Raw genomic sequence first — 17,290 nt, 5'->3', positions numbered from 1 at the left:
GTTCGCTTGATGTGCATTCATCTCACAAAATCGCGTTTCTTGCCTCTGATTTGTAAAGCGATCGATGAAGAGTTCTACGCTTGGCTAATTCTTTACCTTTGCGGCCGAGTTGCTCACGTAGTTGCTGGTCTTTACACAACCGATTGAAAGCTTGAAAAACTTCATAACCAGAATTGGGATTAACCAGTATCCCATTCTCCTCATGCTGAACTGTGTCTAAAACACCGCCTAAGCGAGGGGCAATTACAGGCTTACCGAAGTAACTTGCTTCTAAATAAACCATACCAAAACCCTCCATACTATTAGCTTTAGTATCCGATAAAGTCAGCATCGCAAATATGTCGCAAGCTGCATAATAACCTGCTAATTCTCGCTCTGGCACATATCCGGCAAAGTGGACTCGCTTATCTACCCGCAAACGATGCGCCAGAGATTTAAGTTCAGATTCACTTGGCCCTTGACCGCAAAGTATATAGTGGACATCCACCCCAAAAGTTAGCAGTAGTGGGATGTTATCAATCACTCGGTCAAAGCTTTTATATTTTACTAGTCTTCCTACCGAGAGAATAACTATTGCTGTTTCGGGAATGTTGTACGTCTGACGCACGCGGACACGTAAATCATCAAGGCTACTTGAACTTGCAACATTGCCAAATTTTTCTGGTCTGACTACCGGGTTAATCACGTGGGTAGGAGTATCTAATCGCAAAGCAGTTCTGAGATAGTCTTCTGTATAACAACTGTTACAAACAATACCTTCGGCTCGTTTAAGTGTTAGTTTAAAGAGCGATCGCAGCACAGGATTGTGTAAAGTACAAAGAAGATCATTGCCGTGGAGATAGATAAAAAAGCGAATAGGTAAGAAATAGCTTAATAGCAACAGTGAAGGAAAGTCATAGCCGTGACCCCACTCTATATAACGGTAGTGATAGCGAAAATAGAGTTTGATTGCTAGGAAAAATGAGCAGACGATATTGACCAAAGACTTCAGGATACTTCCCACACAGCCGCTACGCCAGTATTTAGGATAAAACCAGCGATACACGGGAAACTGTTGACCTTCATCAAATACTTTATCTCCTGAGCAACTAGCCGCTAGCACAATAACTCGTTCTGGATCTTGGAGACAGCGATTGTAGATATATTCCCCAATTACAGCTTCTTTTGGCAAGAAGATCCGCGATATGACTAGAATATCTGGATATGCAGCTTTGTCTCTAATTTCAGCTGTTAGTTGAGAAATATTTTCCATAATCAAGTCGATGACTATATTTCAAATAATTTTTAATTTATTTACAATTAGGATTACTTTCAAAGCCATAATTATTATTTTATTTCTTTTAAAACGAATTTGGTAGACAAATTTTAAGCTGATTTTAGAAGATTAGCTAAGAAGATTGTTTTTTTATTGTGTTGCTCTTATTTTTGCTGCAAATTTCTCACTACTTGAGAATTTCTGTGCATGATGAACAATAAATAAAAGTTAGCACTTGTAGCCAAATTGCTAAGTGAACAACTGTTGCGAAAATTACAAAATTTAGCCACATTCAATAGAATATTCTGAATCCTGTAGACTGTTGTGCCAAAATGCCAAAAAGTTGGATAAGTCTCGGATAGCTATCTGGTGTCTGGCTGGGCTGACTGATAGGCATCACGGACACTTGCTAGCCATCTGTGTACACGTAAATAAAAAGCCGCTAGATGTAGTAAATATTCTTCGTAATTTAAAAATATTCTCCCGCCTTGTGACAAAACAAGTAGGTTCAAGAATGCTAAGTCGTGAGTAAGAAGTAGTACTTACGAATCTTCCCACTCTCAGCCGAGGCACTTACTACTCGAAACTGATTTGATGCCTAAGCCTAGTCATTTTACTTTTTTACTCAGCACTGTTTCAGTGAAGTATTAAAAAATTAATCAAAATAATCATTAAAAATTCAAATCATCTGTATAATTCAAGACTGTAGTCTGAAAGTGCTAGTTCAAGACGTAGCCCGTCGTAGACGTCGCAAATTTCTGTGATGATGAACATGTCTTCAGGTACGGTTCCCCAGTCGAGAAATCCCCCCTGCGATCGCTGCTTACCCAAGAGAAGACGCGGTAAATTGAATATGTAGCCTCTAAAAGTGAATGCTACGTAAATGCTACAAAGCTTGCTTGTTACGGGCTGGCGTTAGCGACATATCGCAACACTCCTACGAGCATGGGGAAAAATCATAAATAATTTCGTTTTTCAAGCGATTGTATTATGCGTAAAAAACTACAACAAACCATCAAACCGCTGTTAAAAACCTTCTTAGCCCTAAGCCTAATGTTAGCTTTGGCTCTTGGTCACGCCGATGGAGCATTAGCGGCTCGCAGTGGGGGTCGGATCGGTGGTGGTTCCTTTAGAGTACCTTCCAGCCGCACCTATACACCGCGCACCTACGCACCTCCTGGTGGGGGTGGATACTATCCTGGTGGTGGCTTTGGTGGCGGCTTTGGTGGTGGTTTTGGCTTTCCCTTCCTACTTCCCTTCTGGGGTATTGGGGGAGGATTTGGTGGTCTATTTGGCATCTTAATTTTCTTTGCGCTTGCTAATTTCTTATTGCAAACTTTCCGCCGCGTCTCTAGCGGTGAAACTCCAGAAACCGATTACAGCAGTAACTCTCCTGTTTCTGTAACTCGTTTGCAAGTAGGTTTGTTAGCTCAAGCCCGTGAATTGCAAAATGAACTCAATCACATTGCTGAAACTGCTGATACTAACACCCCAGAGGGGAGAGCAGAAATTCTACAAGAAGCCAGTCTAGCTTTACTCCGCCATCCCGAATACTTTGTATATGCAGGTGGTGGGACTCAACAAGCCAGTTTAAATTCGGCTGAAGGTCAGTTTAATCGGCTGTCACTAGCAGAACGCAGCAAGTTTAGCGAAGAAACTCTTTCTAACGTCAACAACCAGCTAAGAGCAGCCCTTGCCAAAGATGCTTTACCACCGGCTGGTGAACTCGACAACCCCACCCGCCTATTTACCGAAGGCGCTGGAGAATATATTATCGTCACCTTGCTGGCGGCGACACTAGGTAAGTTTGAAATCCCCACAGCGATTAACAGTGCTGATGATTTGCGTCAAGCTTTGCGGCAAATTGGTAGTATTCCTAGCGAAAAGCTTCTGGCAATTGAAGTTCTTTGGACTCCGCAAGCTGAAAATGATACTCTGACATCTGATGATGTGTTGGCAAATTATCCTGATTTGAGACTTGTTTAATCTCTAAAAAATTTCGCGCTTTAGCGCTAAGAAAAAACTTGGTATCTTGGCGCAACAAATCAGTTCCCCTTGAAGGCAATAACTAGAAAACCGTTTGTGATTGACAAGCGGTTTTTTGTATAACTTAGATATACCAGGACTTACGCACTGAAAACTGAAACCTAGATCCCCTTTAAGTATCATGTCCGGTTAATTAGTTATGATTACCACATCTGTGCAAAAACCGGAAAACCCTTTTCCCCCAGCTAAGAGCTAGAAAGCCCCCTGCGATCTTCATGATAAGTCTTTAAGTGAACATGATATATTATGTGTAAGTCCTAATATACTTAACTATATTTTAGAAAAATTCTTCCTAAGTCTTGACTTTGGTAATATTATCAAAATGCATTATACGCAAAGCGTTATCTTATGCCTAGTGTTGAACCCGACGAAAACCGAGAGCATCGCATTAAAACAGAGATCATTGTAGATGCTGAAGACAAAGAAGAAAGGGCCATGGGTTGGTACTACTACCTTGAGGAGGCTCTGAATTTTCCTTTTCTGGCTAAATGGACTAAGAAGGGACGCAAATCAGCTTCTGCTGAGGAGAAACAAGTCGAAGTCCTGGGAATGGCCCCAGATGATGAGTGCTTAAAAGATATGTTTGTAGAAGTGGCTTACATTAATGGTAAGGATGAAGATGTTTATTCTGCAAAATTATCTGAAATAGCAGCCATTGATGCTGACAGCGAAACCCAAGAAGCGATCGCAGACTGGCTCTATTGGCTTGCTAGAGGTTATAAGTTTTAAATTCTAAGACAAATACCGAATGACGCGGCAGGGATTGCCAGCAGCAACAACATTCTCAGGTATATCTTTGACAACTACACTGCCAGCACCAATGGTTGTGTTATTACCAATAGTTACACCTGGACAAATAATTGCACTGCCACCAATCCAGACATTGTTACCAATGTTAATTGGGGCAGCTAATTCTCTACCAGAAAGACGAATTTCCGGCTCTGTAGAGTGATAAGCAGTATAAATTTGTACATAAGGAGCGCACAAGACATTTTCACCAATCTGAACTGTATTGCAGTCTAAAATTACACAGCCATAGTTTATATATAATCTGTCGCCAGCGAAAATATTACTGCCATAGTCACAATGAAAGGGTGGCACAATTGATATTTTGTGACTGATCTTTCCAAATAATTCTTGCAAAATTTGCTGCCGTTGCTCAAGCTGTTCTTCAGTTGTAGAATTGTACCTTCGTAATAAGCGACTAGCTCGCTGATTTTCCGCAGCCAATTCTGGATCTTCCGCCACATATAATTCGCCTGCAAGCATTTTCTGTTTTTCGGTTTTTTCCATGACAGACTTGTGGGGCTTCTCGGTTGTGTAGGATACACCTTCGTAGCGGCTAGAGTAGCATATTCTATCCATGTTGCAGTGGGAGCATCCCAATTTGGCAAAAATATACGGGACTGGCGCAAAAACCCTTTTAAATCTTCTTCCCTTTGTGTCCTACCCTGCGGGAAGTCACTTCTCAACTCTACAAGAGGCTGCGCCAAGATGCTTTGCGAACGTGTCTATGTGTTCTTTGTGGTAGCCTGCGGCAAGCCTTACGGGTGATGCTCCTACGTCGCTCTAAGCGTTGGCGCAGCCTCTCGTAGAGAAGCCATGCCGCAGGCTTTACGCTGCGCTAACGCTAGTTCCTTTATGCCTCTTAACCTATCCACCAGACTGGCTCACCGCTTTGCGTCTACGTTTTTCATCCTCTTGAGTAAGTCACAATCCCGTATGTAAATTAAACTTGCACATTTGGGATGCTCCCTGTTGCAGTAGAAAAGACTAATTAACTAAATATGGCATAAGTAGCTTTTCCCTGACGTTTAGCTCGGTACATAGCAATATCAGCATCCCGCAGCAGAGTTGCAGGCTCCTCATAATTACTAAAATTCCAAGTAATACCAATGCTAGCTGTAGTAGATAATGGATATCCATTCAGGTTAAGTGGCAATCGTAAGGAGTCTTGAATACGTTTAGCAACATTGGTAGCGTCAGTAATGTCTTTAATATCGTCCAAAAAAACAGTAAACTCATCACCGCCAAATCGTGCTAGAGTATCGCCACTACGTAAGCACAACTCTAAACGTCTAGCGATCGCTACTAAAAAATCATCCCCTATTTCATGCCCAAAGCGATCATTAATCTCCTTGAAGCCATCTAAATCCAAAAATAAAACTGCAAAATAATAATTGCTTCTGCGTTTGCTACGTTCAATTGCTTGTGTGAGCCGATCTAGGAATAGAGCACGATTCGGTAATGCTGTCAGCCCATCATAAAACGCACTGTGGATCAATTGCGCCTCTGTCTGCTTACGTTTGGTGATGTCTTGAAAAATTAAAACTGCGCCAGTAATATTGCCATTTTGATCGCGGATGGGTGCGACATTATCCCCAATCGCTATTTCTTCGCCATATTTGGTGATCAATGTACAGTTTTCTGGTAAATTGAAAATTTCACCTGCTTCGATTACATGTATGGCTAAATTTCCATTTTTTTCTCCGACATCTTTATCAACTAAGTTAACCACTTCTACTAAATCTTTACCGAACGCTTCACTTTGCTTCCAACCAGTGATTAGTTCTGCTATGGGATTCATCATTTGAATACTACCATTTGCATATGTCACAATTACTGCACAGCCCATACTGTTAATAATTGCCGCCAGCCTCTGTTTTTCTTCGTATAATATCTTTTTGCTCTGATGTTTATAGAGAGCCATTTCAATTGTAAAATGTAAATCACTTTCAATAAATGGTTTGACTATGTAACTAAAAGGCTCACTTAGCTGATTTTTATCTAATGTTTTATATTCCGAACGATCTGTTAGATATACTACAGGCACATGGAAGTTATTCTGGATAATATCCGCTACATGTACACCGTCAATTTCCCCAGCTAGGCAGATATCAATTAATACTAAATGTGGATTAGTTTCTGCTACCTTTTTTATTACCTCTTCACCAGACTGAGTTATTTCTGAAACGGAATAACCTAGTTTTTGTAAACTTTTTCTAATATTTGAGGCTAGGATTTTTTCATCCTCAACAACTAGGATTTTGCGGGCGAACATGTTATAGTAACCTATTTGCTAAGGTTCAGATTTTTGTTGTCAGTGTCAACTCGATCTAAAAGTCATTATCTTATCATAAAAAATCTCTAACTCCCTGTGTTCTTACTTTATATAAATACTGACTAATGATCAAATAGCATGTTATTAACCTCCGATAATTTCTGTGTTTGGCAAAGCTAATTCTGATTAGCTCATGCAGCTAATATCGTGTTATTAGCATTGCACATGAATCACCAGTAATCAAAAACTGATTTTCAAAAATACGCAATAATTTTGCTGAAAAAGTATAAATAATAACTATATTATTCATGTAAAAATTAATCAAGAATAAAATTTCACAAATTAGAGCATCCTGTAGCGCAAGGCGGAAGTCACTCATTCAAAAGTCAAGGCTTCGTTCAGCCTTAACCCTGAGTGCAGTCGTAAAGCCTGCGGCATAAGCTTCTTTCTCTACCAGAGGCTACGCCTTAAGCGTTGGCGCAGCCTCTCGTAGAGAAGGGTCAAAAGTCAAAAGTATTATGGAATGGGCTTTTTAGTGATTTTAAATGATTGCTCTATTTACGCCGTAGCGTACTAGTTTCATATAAGTTGAAAAAAATCATCTAGTGTGTTGTATATAATATAATAAGATTCATTGACTAAATTACTACTAAAAATTAATCATTATCTAGAATTAAAGAGTTTAATACCGCTTTATCTACAAATAGTTTTTGTCTCAGCCGGAGTCTAAATTATCGTCTGAAACTATCTGAAATTTTGAATTGTGAGTTAAATGGTGTTACTTAAAACTATTCAACGCTTCTGGCTAATACTTAATCATAAATCCTGTGAACTGAAAATATGCAAGTTAAATGCTCATCAGCAGATAACGTAATTTTTTAGCTTTTTGAGAACGAGCAGGTGCTGGGGGCAATGGCAATAAAGATTCTCTTTGTCAGATACTTTCACGCTCCACGTAAACCCCCTATCTTTGCTCGCTTATAGATATTCAGAAAAAACACGTTTTGTGCTTTAAATATTTGACTTACTTTTAGTCAATTCAATGCTAATTTTGCCACTAAAGTCTGGAATAGGTGCGGCAGGTTTGCTCAGAGTGACTTGGACTTGTGTTACACGATCGCATTCTTGGAGAATAGAATCTGCGATCGTTGTTACCAATTTCTCTATCAAAGCAAATTTAGACGTTTTTACCAGATGTTGTATCAAGCTAATGACGCTGCGATAATCTAAAGTGTCTTCGATGGCGTCAGTCTTGGCTGCTGTGGAGATATCCAACCATAACCTTACATCCACCTCAAACCATTGTCCTAGCACTTTTTCTTCTGGCAGATACCCAGTATAGCCATAGCAGCGAATTCCCGTTAAATGAATGCAGTCCATAAAAGTTTGAGAGCAAATTGTGCATTTTGTAGAAAGTGGAGCAAGTTTGCTTGGAGAGTTCCATCACCGCATTTGTGAGGGTTGGCTTGCAACCCAGCTTTTCACGGGATCTGGAAAACCTCTCTCCAAACCTTTCCCCTAAAAGCAAAGAGGCTTTGAATTCTCCCCCCAACCCTTGTAGGGTTGAGGGGTTAGGTTTCGCCTTGGCTTTTCTAGATGACCTGAATTGTCAGGCTTGCAACCCACCTTTAGGTGAAGCTGCTTTGGAAGTTCCGAGGTTCGGCTTCCCTCCCTCAGTCTTCTGTTTGCTCAACTTTCCCAGATGGATTTTAAATTGAATTTCCCTAGACAAAATCTAAAATTTAAGATTGTTTTATAGCTATGTTTAATTTAATGCCGATCGCTTATAGGAATGTTAATCAACTTTGGGCTTATATTTTAACAGAGACACTAAAGCGATTGGGATTGACTTGTGCGATCATTTGTCCTGGTTCACGTTCTACACCTTTAGCAGTCGCCTTTGCTCAACAAGCACCTGAGATTGAAGCGATTTCCATTCTCGATGAACGTTCCGCCGCCTTTTTTGCTTTGGGACAAGCTCAAGCAACCGGACGCCCTATGGTACTAGTTTGCACCTCTGGTACAGCAGGAGCAAATTTTTATTCAGCAGTAATTGAAGCCTCATATAGTCGCGTACCACTGTTAGTATTAACCACCGATAGACCGGCAGAATTGCGAGATTGTCACTCTGGGCAAACTGTAGATCAATTGAGATTATACGGAAACTACCCAAATTGGCAAACAGAGTTAGCCTTACCCTCCGCTGATCTGGGAATGCTAGCTTACCTGCGACAAATGGTAATTCATAGCTGGGAAAGGGCGCAAACTCCTACGAAGGGGCCAGTACATTTGAATATTCCCTTTCGCGATCCCTTAGCGCCTGTTCCTGATGGAACTGACTTGAGTTATTTGCAATCACAGTTTCAACCAGAAGACTTTTTTGCAGGAATAGTAAACACCACCTCATTTGCAATTCCTGATTCCCGATTCTCGATTCCCCAACAATGGAAGGAATGCGATCGCGGCATTATTATCGCAGGTGTTGCCCAACCGCAGCAACCACAGGAATATTGTAGAGCGATCGCGCAACTTTCCCAAACTCTCAAATGGCCTGTGCTAGCTGAGGGACTCTCCCCAGTGAGAAATTATGCCGAACTCAACCCCTATTTGATTTCCACATACGACCTGATTTTGCGAAATCAGCAACTAGCAAAGCAGTTAGCGCCCGAAATGGTGATTCAGGTAGGTGAAATGCCTACTAGTAAAGAACTGCGTAACTGGATAGATACAACCCAATCACGACGCTGGATAATTGACCCCAGTGACCAAAACCTCGACCCTTTGCACGGGAGAACGACGCATTTACGGATATCTGTAGAAGATATAAAAGCAGAGGAGATAAATTTATCTTTTTCCTCAGACTATGTGCATAAATGGTGTGATGCGGAAGCTAAAGTCAGGTTAGTTGTTGACCAGACGATGGGGAAAATAGATGAAATAATTGAGAGTAAAGCAGCTTGGTTAATTTCTCAGATTTTACTGCCCGGAACGCCTCTGTTTATTGCCAATAGTATGCCTGTGCGGGATGTGGAATATTTCTGGAAACCGAATAATTTAGGAGTGCGATCGCACTTTAACCGGGGTGCAAATGGCATCGATGGCACATTATCCACCGCTTTAGGAATTGCCCATCGCCAGCAAAGTAGTGTGATGTTAACGGGAGATTTAGCTCTGTTGCATGACACCAATGGTTTTTTAATCCGCAATAAGTTTGTCGGACATCTGACGATTGTGTTAATTAACAACAATGGCGGTGGGATTTTTGAAATGTTACCCATTGCCAAGTTCGACCCACCATTTGAAGAGTTTTTCGGTACTCCCCAGGATATTGATTTTGCTAAGTTATGTGCTACTTACAATGTCGAGCATGAACTAATTACTTGTTGGCAACAGTTGCAGGAAAGATTAAACCCGCTCCCAACTAAGGGAATTCGAGTTTTCGAGTTGCAGACAAATCGCAAAGCTGATGCTAAGTGGCGACAGGATAATTTGCGGAAGTTTGCCGCAGATATTGTAATTTAACTATCTTATTAAGTGAAATGCTTGTGGGATTAAACTTAAAACTTCTTTGCCATAAGTGTTATAAGCGCTGACAAAGTAGTGACAAACTCTTGATGTTCAGTGGATTTAAACATTCTTTCGAGATAGAGAAAAATTTCCTATTTCTCTCAAAATTAATAATTCATTTTCTTCAATTAAGTGACCAGTACATATTATTGGTAGCTGATCTAAATTAGCTTGAAATGCAATTTGATACTCTTTACGATTAACTTCAATAATAACCTCTCTCTCTTCCTGTTCTATATTAGTTATGATAGTAACTTTTGCTTTTTCCTTTCCACCAAACCATTCAAGCTTAATTACTAAACCTTGAATTGTTGAGCGCAATAGTTCTTGTTTAGAAAATAAAGGCAATACTTTAGTATCTATTAGGATACTTTTTTGGTTTCTACCCAAAGTATTTTTGCGAGATTTTAGTTTATCTTTTACTTCTGTAATCACAGACAGAACTTGTTTATTTAATTTTATTTCTAAAGGGATATTAGATGGATAAGTTAGTGCTTTTGAACAAGTTAAATTAAAACTCAAGTTGGGGTTACTATCATTATTTATCATCTGTGATAATGCATCACATAGATTAGCACTTACTCCTTCCTCTATCGCTTCATTTAAAACATTTTCTCTTTCCGAGAGTTTTTGCTCGTGAGCTAAACTAATAATATTTAAAGCTTGAAATAGAGTTATAGTCACTTTTCTTTCAAAGCAATCTGAAGATTGATAACTGTCAACTTTTAATGGAGAAATAATGGTTAAAACATAGCTGCCTTCTTTGGTATGTCCTAAACGTAATTGTTGCATATAGTCAGTTACTTCACTAAATGAACCTCCTTTAAAGTAAGGTTTAGGTTGTACAGCAGATGAAGCAGCAGACCACATGAGCTTTTTAGCTGATTCAAATAATTGAACTCCTTGATATATAGGAATGCTCCCATTTATAATTTCTGAATGATTAACTGAAATTTGTATAATTTCTGCTAGTGGAGTCTTAAGATTAGTTATTATTTCTAACTGAGAACGATTTTCTACAATTTCAAGATTTTGTAAAACTTCGCTCATCCGAGCAGAAAAATCTCGAAATTCAGGATTCAGAGGTAATAATATTTCAACATTGTCTGCTTGACCTAGTTCTAATGTCCAAACAGATGCAATATCATTTATTTGGCTTTGTTCTTTCCAACCTTGAGTTTCCAAATAGCTAGCAACTTCTAGTGGATTTATGGATTTAAGAACGTCAATATCTCGTATAGTCGCTTTCATGGATTACCTCCATTTGAGATTATATCCATCAATTTTTGTAGAGTTTCTACATTAAATATTTTATCTTTTGATAAACGCACTGACTTAGTTTCTTGACCAATAGGTAATTCTTTTTCACCTCGCAGTGATGTCCAGTAAGCACAATGTTTAATAACTAATTCTTCTTCGCACTGATACAACCAACTATTTAGATCGTCAGCCAAGACAACAACAACTAAAATGCGTGGAACATAGACATTAGTATATCTTAAATCGTCATAGTTTTTTTTCTTTAAGGGATAACTCATACTCGTAGCACCAACTACATTCCTCTTAAAAGGGGCTTTTAGCTGTAATTCTAAATGGGGGGAGCGAATAGTTCCAATAGCACCTTTGGCTGCAATACCCAAGTCAATGCTGTCATCATCTACGGGTAGTGGATAAAGGGTATAACCTGCTACTGCTGCAACAGCACCAATGTAAGCGTTACCAAATTGCTCTTGACGCTGAGTAATATGCATGGACATTTAACTAAATAATTAAGATTTCGGGCTGTTCAAAAGATAATGACTAAGTTCTGTTTTCAGGAAAATTAGCCTTAACGTAACTTTCTGCACGGTTGCTTATTTTATACCTAATGGTGATTGTGGTCGAGTGTCAACAGCAAAAATCTAGTTAATAAATGCCAAGCAGCCTTTCAAATAGCATTACTTCCAATTCAAGATCATTTTGGTTGACTTGCAACCACCTTTCTAAGTCCGCGATCGCACAAAATTCCAACAACGCCAAAGCTAACGCTTCCAACGTTCCTCAGCAATTTCACCAAAAAGTCGTTTTAACAGTCGGAGGAGGAGCGATCGCACTTCTTCTTACACTGCTTCTGATATACCCGTGTGTGTGCAAATGCTTCTTCAGTTCGGGAAACTTTATTTGTAGCCATAATTATTTTACGGAGTGCGATCGCCTTTCTCCTGTGCGTGAAATTTACCCTCTTGGTTGACCTTGTAACCACCCTGACAAATCAGCAAGAGTGGAGAAATCCAGCAAAGCATCACCTAAAGCTTCCAACTGTTCCACCGATAACCCTTGAATCTGGGACAGAAGCGCATCAGGAATATTACCCACACGCCGATTTAATAGTCGTAAAACGATCGTTCTTTCTCCTTCAACCTTTCCTTCAATCTTTCCTTCAAGCTTTCCTTCAAGCTTTCCTTCAACTTTTCCTTCCTCTCGTCCTTCTTCCTTTGCTTCCAGAATAGCCCGTGGTTCTTCCAAATTCAGTCCCAACATCGCTTGAATCTCCTCTCGACTTAGGGTAAAAAACTTGTAGACAATAATCGTCGTAACTAAATCAATTATCACTTGCTCCGATTGTTGCCGTGCTTGCTCCAGCAAAAACCGCGCCCCTTCCACTGCTTCCGTTTCAGAAGTAACATTTGTCAGCAACATCAAACCCAATCCTAAAGGTTGTTGTCGCAAATCCCCCAACTCATCCAGATAAACCTGCCTGACTTGACCACTTTCTAACAAAGCGCGGTGAATCGAAGAGGAAGAGGGTTCCAGGCTGCGAGAACCAAAAATTATTACTCCAAACCAGTCATCGTAACAGATAGAGTGGCGGTAGAGAAACAAGAACAATTCGCTAAAGAAGCGGTGATATAAGTCTTCGTTCTTCTGAAACTGGACTTCTGCAAAAAAGACGGTTTTGGAAACTGCATTAGCCGGAGGTAAAAACACTCCATCAATCCGAAATGCGGTTTCTTTGACTTCAACTGATTCAAACTGGTAGTTTTCCGCTTCTGGGCGTGGTTCATCTACTAATTCAAATAGCAAACCGGGAAATTGCTTAAATAATTTGTAGAAGATGGTGTCACGTCGCATTTTATTCCTCAACACCTAGACAATTACCAGATTGTAAAGGCTTGAGACACCAATTTTAGCGTCGGCGTAGCCCACCGCAGGTATCGCTTGTCCCCAAGAGCGCGATAAAATTCTCAAGCACAACAGCGCACTCCATACCAATGCAAATTAACTGGCAAACTGCCAAAACCTACGAAGATATTCTGTATCACAAAAATGATGGCATTGCTAAAATCACCATCAACCGCCCCCACAAACGCAATGCCTTCCGTCCTAAAACTGTCTTTGAACTGTACGACGCTTTCTGTGATGCTCGTGAAGATACTACTATAGGTGTTGTCCTATTTACTGGATATGGCCCACACACTGATGGCAAATATGCTTTCTGTTCGGGTGGTGATCAAAGTGTGCGGGGACATGCAGGTTATGTGGACGAAACTGGCATCCCCCGCTTGAATGTGCTGGACTTACAACGCCTGATTCGTTCCATGCCGAAAGTGGTGATTGCTCTAGTAGCGGGATATGCGATCGGTGGTGGACATGTCCTACACTTGATTTGTGACCTTACCATCGCCGCCGATAACGCCATTTTCGGACAGACTGGCCCCAAAGTCGGCAGTTTTGACGGTGGTTTTGGAGCCAGCTATCTCGCCCGCATTGTGGGACAAAAAAAAGCCAGAGAAATTTGGTTTCTCTGCCGCCAATATGATGCCCAACAAGCTTTAGAAATGGGCTTAATTAATTGCGTCGTCCCAATGGAACAACTAGAAGCGGAAGGTATTCAATGGGCACAAGAGATTTTAGAAAAAAGTCCGATCGCAATTCGGTGTCTCAAAGCCGCGTTCAACGCTGATTGTGACGGACAAGCAGGTTTACAAGAACTTGCTGGCAATGCTACCCTACTCTATTACATGACAGAAGAAGGGTCTGAGGGCAAACAAGCCTTTCTCGAAAAGCGTCCACCAGATTTCCGCTCTTTTCCTTGGTTACCTTAGAGTTGCAAAAATCGCAGCCTTTAGTAAGGTGCGATTTTTGTATATATCAACTTTTACTACACTAAAAATCTTAAAAACAAATCTTATTTTAAGTAGACTACAAACTAAGTTCAGCAATAATGAATGACTAAATAACCACTTCTTTAGTTTTTACCTGTTCAGATATAGAGGCAGTTACCTCCTCAACAGGCACAAGAGCAACATTGTCTAAATCTGAGGCTAGAGATTGAGAAGATGTTAAAACTGGGGCTGCATCTGGCAAACTCCAAGCATCTTCCAAGGTTTCCCAAGAAGGTGCAAAAGGTGGAAGCGCCAAAGAGCAAGCCTTCCAAGTCGCTTGAACAGGTGCTCCCAACAGCTGGCACATTCCGCCACGGCGACCCTCTGGCTGGTAATGACGGCAATATTTACAGGCAGATGCTAAAAATTTAATGGGTTTCATTTGGATTCATCTTTAGGGTTGTTTCAGGCTGAATTTCATTCTTCTATTTTGCATCTATATATAAATACGGATAAGAGCCAAAAAGTCATTATTTTATCTGGGTTTCAGCGATCCCAAGGAAAAAATAAACTTCAGAATATTTTTATAATTTTGTTATATATTTAAATAATTCTTAGAGTGGTTACCCATAGATTTTAGCTAAAAATTATTAGGGATCAAGACTAAAACTAAAGCTTTTGATTTATCCAGCCTTTTAAATTCCTCCTTAAGATAGGTGAAAGCATAGAATTTAAGAGAAATAATCTGCTTGATATACCACATTCGGCATACTTGAGTAGTAAAATATCTTTCTGCTCAAGAATTAGAACTATTTTATGGGGTAGCAGTAAGTTACCTCAGGATAAATTCTGCTCAACGAATAATCGTTAAACTATTTTGCTTTTAATTCAGGTCAGGACTGACTGCCTTTAAAACTGTTTAGCAGCACAGACAGAACAGACTGTCCAGCGCTGGAGTTCGCCGGGTGGGGTGGGAGATTGACACTGGGGACAAAGGGGTAAGCCATGCGATCGCGATCGCATAATCTTAGTCCAATGCCCAAAAGCAGCATTTACATCCTTGATGGATGTAACATCAGGGCGGCTAATCTCATCACCAAGGTAACTGGGATGCTCATCTGGCGTAACTGTTTGTTGCTCTTTTCTCTCCACAGATGGATTCTGCCAGCCAGCAGTAGAGAAGCGAATATCAACTAAAGGCGTTGGCAACTTTTGATTCAACTTTAAAAGCAGAGACGAGCGACCAAAAGTCAGGTTTTGTGCCCAAGCAGCACTAGAAGTTGCTACCCACAAAACATCGCGCTGAATCGACAACGGTCTAGTATGTGCGGCAACTACTGATCCAACAACTTCTGGCCAAAACTTGAGCAGGCGTTGAAATGGTTGCTCTTGCCATTTAGCCTGCTTTTCCAGAACGCCTAATATATCATTAATTGATTTCAAAGACATCGTTAAAAATGCTGAGTGCTGTTAGCGGATAGCTATGTTTAGCTCGTGCTGAGTTAGGAGTTAGGAATTAGGAATTAGGAGTTTTCTCTCTCCTCTGCCTCCCTGTTACCTCTCACCCCCCATACTGTATTTCCAAGATAGACCCCATGAACTATCCTTCACAACAAAGCCTCAAAATCTCTCTTTTCTAGCCTCCAATACCTAATACTTTTCTTCGTTAAGCTGCTCCCTAAGCGTAGCTATGCTGAAGGCTTTACGGCAACTCTTCTCTACGAGAGGCTACGCCAAGGAGACGCTACGCGAATACTCAGGACAAGCTCAGTAGAAGTGCCCAATGCCCAATACCCAAGTCTATTTATTTAAATAATTTCCGCTACTATTGTCACAAATATATCTAAAGTTAATTCCAGCAGTCTACATTTGATGGACAGAGGCAATGACTCAAAACCCCCTGAACGATTCTAGTACTCAATCGTCTAAAACACCTGGGTTGAAACCAGCACTAGCAGCAGCACTAGCGAGTTTAGAAGTGCCGCTAGATCAAGAGTTAGCTCGATACCGACGCACACGAACTGGTTTGGTGTCATCGAACCAGTCCCGTGTTGCAAGTTACATGAGCAGTCAATCCCAGCCGTTGACTGCTATTCCTACAACATCCAGCACAACTCAGTCATCAGTAACGGAAATTAAAACCAATGTGCCGCCTCCATCTATACCTATGAATCATCAGGGAACCCCACCAGCGCCAGCTACGGCAAAAATTGACGTAGCACCCGCATCTTCTGTAGCTGTGAATCCTGAGATCAACCCAGTGCCAGCTACGGCAAAAACCGAGGAACTAAATAATCTTAATGTGACCTCCACCTCCGATTCAGCTAAAACACAAACTCAACTTCCACCACCCCCGCCCAACTTTAGTAGCAGTATCGTGCCAGCAGTCGTTAAAGATACTAAGAGCGAAAATCTCTTGCAGCTAGATGATACCCCTAAGCACCCAGATGACTATTTAGAATCTAGTGAAGCACTGCTGCGAAGTCTGACAGAAGAACAAGCAGAAACCAAGAAGTCAAGCAATTCTAGCGACAGTCTGCTATCACCTTTGGGTATCGGCTCAATGTTACTGCTATTGGTAGCGAGTCTTACCTTGGGTTATGTAGTGTTCAATCCCAAAAGCTTCTCACAATGGAATTTAGGCAAGTTGTTTAACAGGAACTCGTCTCCCGCACTAGAAAATACTGAGGAAGTTGGAAGTAATGTCCAACCTGAGATCCAGCCACCAAGTAGTTCTATACCCAAGTATCCCAATCTAGCTGCCCAAGAGTTTCCTGAGGTGAGAGACCCCAATGATGTAGTTGGCTTAAAACCCAAAGTCCAACCAACCGTCGCAGTAGTGCCTAATCCAGTCGTTCCCCAAAATCTCGTAAATCCTCAAGGGGCGTTACCTGCCCCCAACACAGCCCTAAAACCGACAAATCCGCTGGACTTAGCACCAGTACCGACGCAAAAGCCCTCGCCTGCCACTTCAACGGCAAAAACCTCGCCCAAGCCAATCGCAACCTCACCAAAGCCAAATGCAGAAATCAAACCAGGAACAGATGGGTTCTATCATATAGTGATAGATAATAAAGGCGCGGCTTTTGCCTCAGCCCGGCAAGTAATTCCTGATGCTTATTTATCATCCAACAAAGAATTGATTTATCTGGGTGCTTTTAAGACTAAAGAGCAAGTAAAACAACAGATGCAACTGTTACAGTCCAGAGGAATTAAGGCACGGGTTCAGCACCCATGAGTTGCAAAAATCTACGATACCATGAGATAACAGTCCTG

The 17,290-nt window shown here is 40.9% G+C and carries 16 protein-coding genes; 7 read left to right on the top strand and 9 right to left on the bottom strand.

The genetic code is table 11. The annotated features are described in order from the left end of the window. Positions 1 to 22 precede the first annotated feature (22 nt). On the bottom strand, positions 23 to 1,252 hold the full coding sequence (locus V7K48_RS05285) for a glycosyltransferase family 4 protein (RefSeq protein ID WP_335070231.1): 1,230 nt from the start codon (positions 1,250 to 1,252) through the stop codon (positions 23 to 25). Between the two features lie 993 nt (positions 1,253 to 2,245). Between V7K48_RS05285 and V7K48_RS05280 the strand changes: the two genes are divergently transcribed. Beyond that, positions 2,246 to 3,241, top strand: coding sequence for a DUF1517 domain-containing protein (locus V7K48_RS05280; RefSeq protein ID WP_335070229.1), 996 nt, complete (start codon positions 2,246 to 2,248; stop codon positions 3,239 to 3,241). Positions 3,242 to 3,649: 408 nt separating this feature from the next. Then, positions 3,650 to 4,030, top strand: coding sequence for a calcium-binding protein (locus tag V7K48_RS05275; RefSeq protein WP_335070227.1), 381 nt, complete (start codon positions 3,650 to 3,652; stop codon positions 4,028 to 4,030). A gap of 3 nt (positions 4,031 to 4,033) precedes the next feature. On the opposite strand, the gene V7K48_RS05270 is transcribed toward V7K48_RS05275, so the two are convergent. From V7K48_RS05270 to folB, 3 genes are all read right to left on the bottom strand, one after another. Next, positions 4,034 to 4,594 (bottom strand): sugar O-acetyltransferase, encoded by a 561-nt coding sequence (locus V7K48_RS05270; RefSeq protein ID WP_335070273.1) that lies wholly within the window; start codon positions 4,592 to 4,594, stop codon positions 4,034 to 4,036. A gap of 484 nt (positions 4,595 to 5,078) precedes the next feature. Further along, positions 5,079 to 6,362: a GGDEF domain-containing response regulator gene (locus V7K48_RS05265; protein ID WP_335070225.1), complete on the bottom strand. Its 1,284-nt coding sequence runs from the start codon at positions 6,360 to 6,362 to the stop codon at positions 5,079 to 5,081. Between the two features lie 1,011 nt (positions 6,363 to 7,373). Then, complete coding sequence (gene folB / locus V7K48_RS05260; RefSeq protein WP_335070223.1) at positions 7,374 to 7,742, bottom strand: dihydroneopterin aldolase; 369 nt, start codon at positions 7,740 to 7,742, stop codon at positions 7,374 to 7,376. 35 nt (positions 7,743 to 7,777) lie between these two features. Here folB and V7K48_RS05255 point away from each other — a divergent pair, with 35 nt between their 5' ends. Both V7K48_RS05255 and menD read left to right on the top strand, forming a co-directional pair. Then, positions 7,778 to 8,080, top strand: coding sequence for a hypothetical protein (locus V7K48_RS05255; protein WP_335070221.1), 303 nt, complete (start codon positions 7,778 to 7,780; stop codon positions 8,078 to 8,080). A 43-nt stretch (positions 8,081 to 8,123) separates the two neighbouring features. Then, positions 8,124 to 9,884 carry a 2-succinyl-5-enolpyruvyl-6-hydroxy-3-cyclohexene-1-carboxylic-acid synthase gene (gene menD / locus V7K48_RS05250; protein WP_335070219.1) on the top strand — a complete coding sequence of 587 codons (1,761 nt, stop codon included), beginning with the start codon at positions 8,124 to 8,126 and terminating at the stop codon, positions 9,882 to 9,884. 105 nt (positions 9,885 to 9,989) lie between these two features. On the opposite strand, the gene V7K48_RS05245 is transcribed toward menD, so the two are convergent. Then, entirely contained in the window at positions 9,990 to 11,180 is a 1,191-nt protein-coding gene (locus V7K48_RS05245) for a hypothetical protein (RefSeq protein WP_335070217.1), read from the bottom strand. After that, positions 11,177 to 11,680: a DUF4365 domain-containing protein gene (locus V7K48_RS05240; RefSeq protein ID WP_335070215.1), complete on the bottom strand. Its 504-nt coding sequence runs from the start codon at positions 11,678 to 11,680 to the stop codon at positions 11,177 to 11,179. The genes V7K48_RS05245 and V7K48_RS05240 overlap by 4 nt, the downstream gene beginning before the upstream one ends. Positions 11,681 to 11,892: 212 nt before the next feature. Between V7K48_RS05240 and V7K48_RS05235 the strand changes: the two genes are divergently transcribed. Continuing rightward, complete coding sequence (locus V7K48_RS05235; RefSeq protein ID WP_335070213.1) at positions 11,893 to 12,159, top strand: hypothetical protein; 267 nt, start codon at positions 11,893 to 11,895, stop codon at positions 12,157 to 12,159. On the opposite strand, the gene V7K48_RS05230 is transcribed toward V7K48_RS05235, so the two are convergent. Beyond that, positions 12,144 to 13,040: an Rpn family recombination-promoting nuclease/putative transposase gene (locus tag V7K48_RS05230; RefSeq protein WP_335070211.1), complete on the bottom strand. Its 897-nt coding sequence runs from the start codon at positions 13,038 to 13,040 to the stop codon at positions 12,144 to 12,146. The two genes, V7K48_RS05235 and V7K48_RS05230, sit on opposite strands and share 16 nt — an antisense overlap. A gap of 140 nt (positions 13,041 to 13,180) precedes the next feature. On the opposite strand from V7K48_RS05230, the gene menB reads away from it, so the two are divergent. Further along, entirely contained in the window at positions 13,181 to 14,014 is an 834-nt protein-coding gene (gene menB, locus V7K48_RS05225) for a 1,4-dihydroxy-2-naphthoyl-CoA synthase (protein WP_335070209.1), read from the top strand. A 127-nt stretch (positions 14,015 to 14,141) separates the two neighbouring features. Here menB and V7K48_RS05220 read toward each other — a convergent pair whose 3' ends face one another. After that, positions 14,142 to 14,456, bottom strand: a complete 315-nt coding sequence (locus V7K48_RS05220) for a hypothetical protein (protein WP_335070208.1) — start codon at positions 14,454 to 14,456, stop codon at positions 14,142 to 14,144. Positions 14,457 to 14,923: 467 nt separating this feature from the next. Continuing rightward, entirely contained in the window at positions 14,924 to 15,463 is a 540-nt protein-coding gene (locus tag V7K48_RS05215) for a DUF721 domain-containing protein (RefSeq protein ID WP_335070206.1), read from the bottom strand. Between the two features lie 436 nt (positions 15,464 to 15,899). Here V7K48_RS05215 and V7K48_RS05210 point away from each other — a divergent pair, with 436 nt between their 5' ends. Continuing rightward, a complete protein-coding gene (locus V7K48_RS05210; RefSeq protein ID WP_335070204.1) occupies positions 15,900 to 17,252 on the top strand; it encodes a hypothetical protein in 1,353 nt (450 codons plus the stop codon). The last annotated feature ends 38 nt before the right edge of the window (positions 17,253 to 17,290 follow it).

The organism is Nostoc sp., assembly GCF_036919615.1.
In the GTDB taxonomy this organism is placed as follows: domain Bacteria; phylum Cyanobacteriota; class Cyanobacteriia; order Cyanobacteriales; family Nostocaceae; genus Nostoc.
This window is presented reverse-complemented; position numbering and strand designations above follow the sequence as displayed.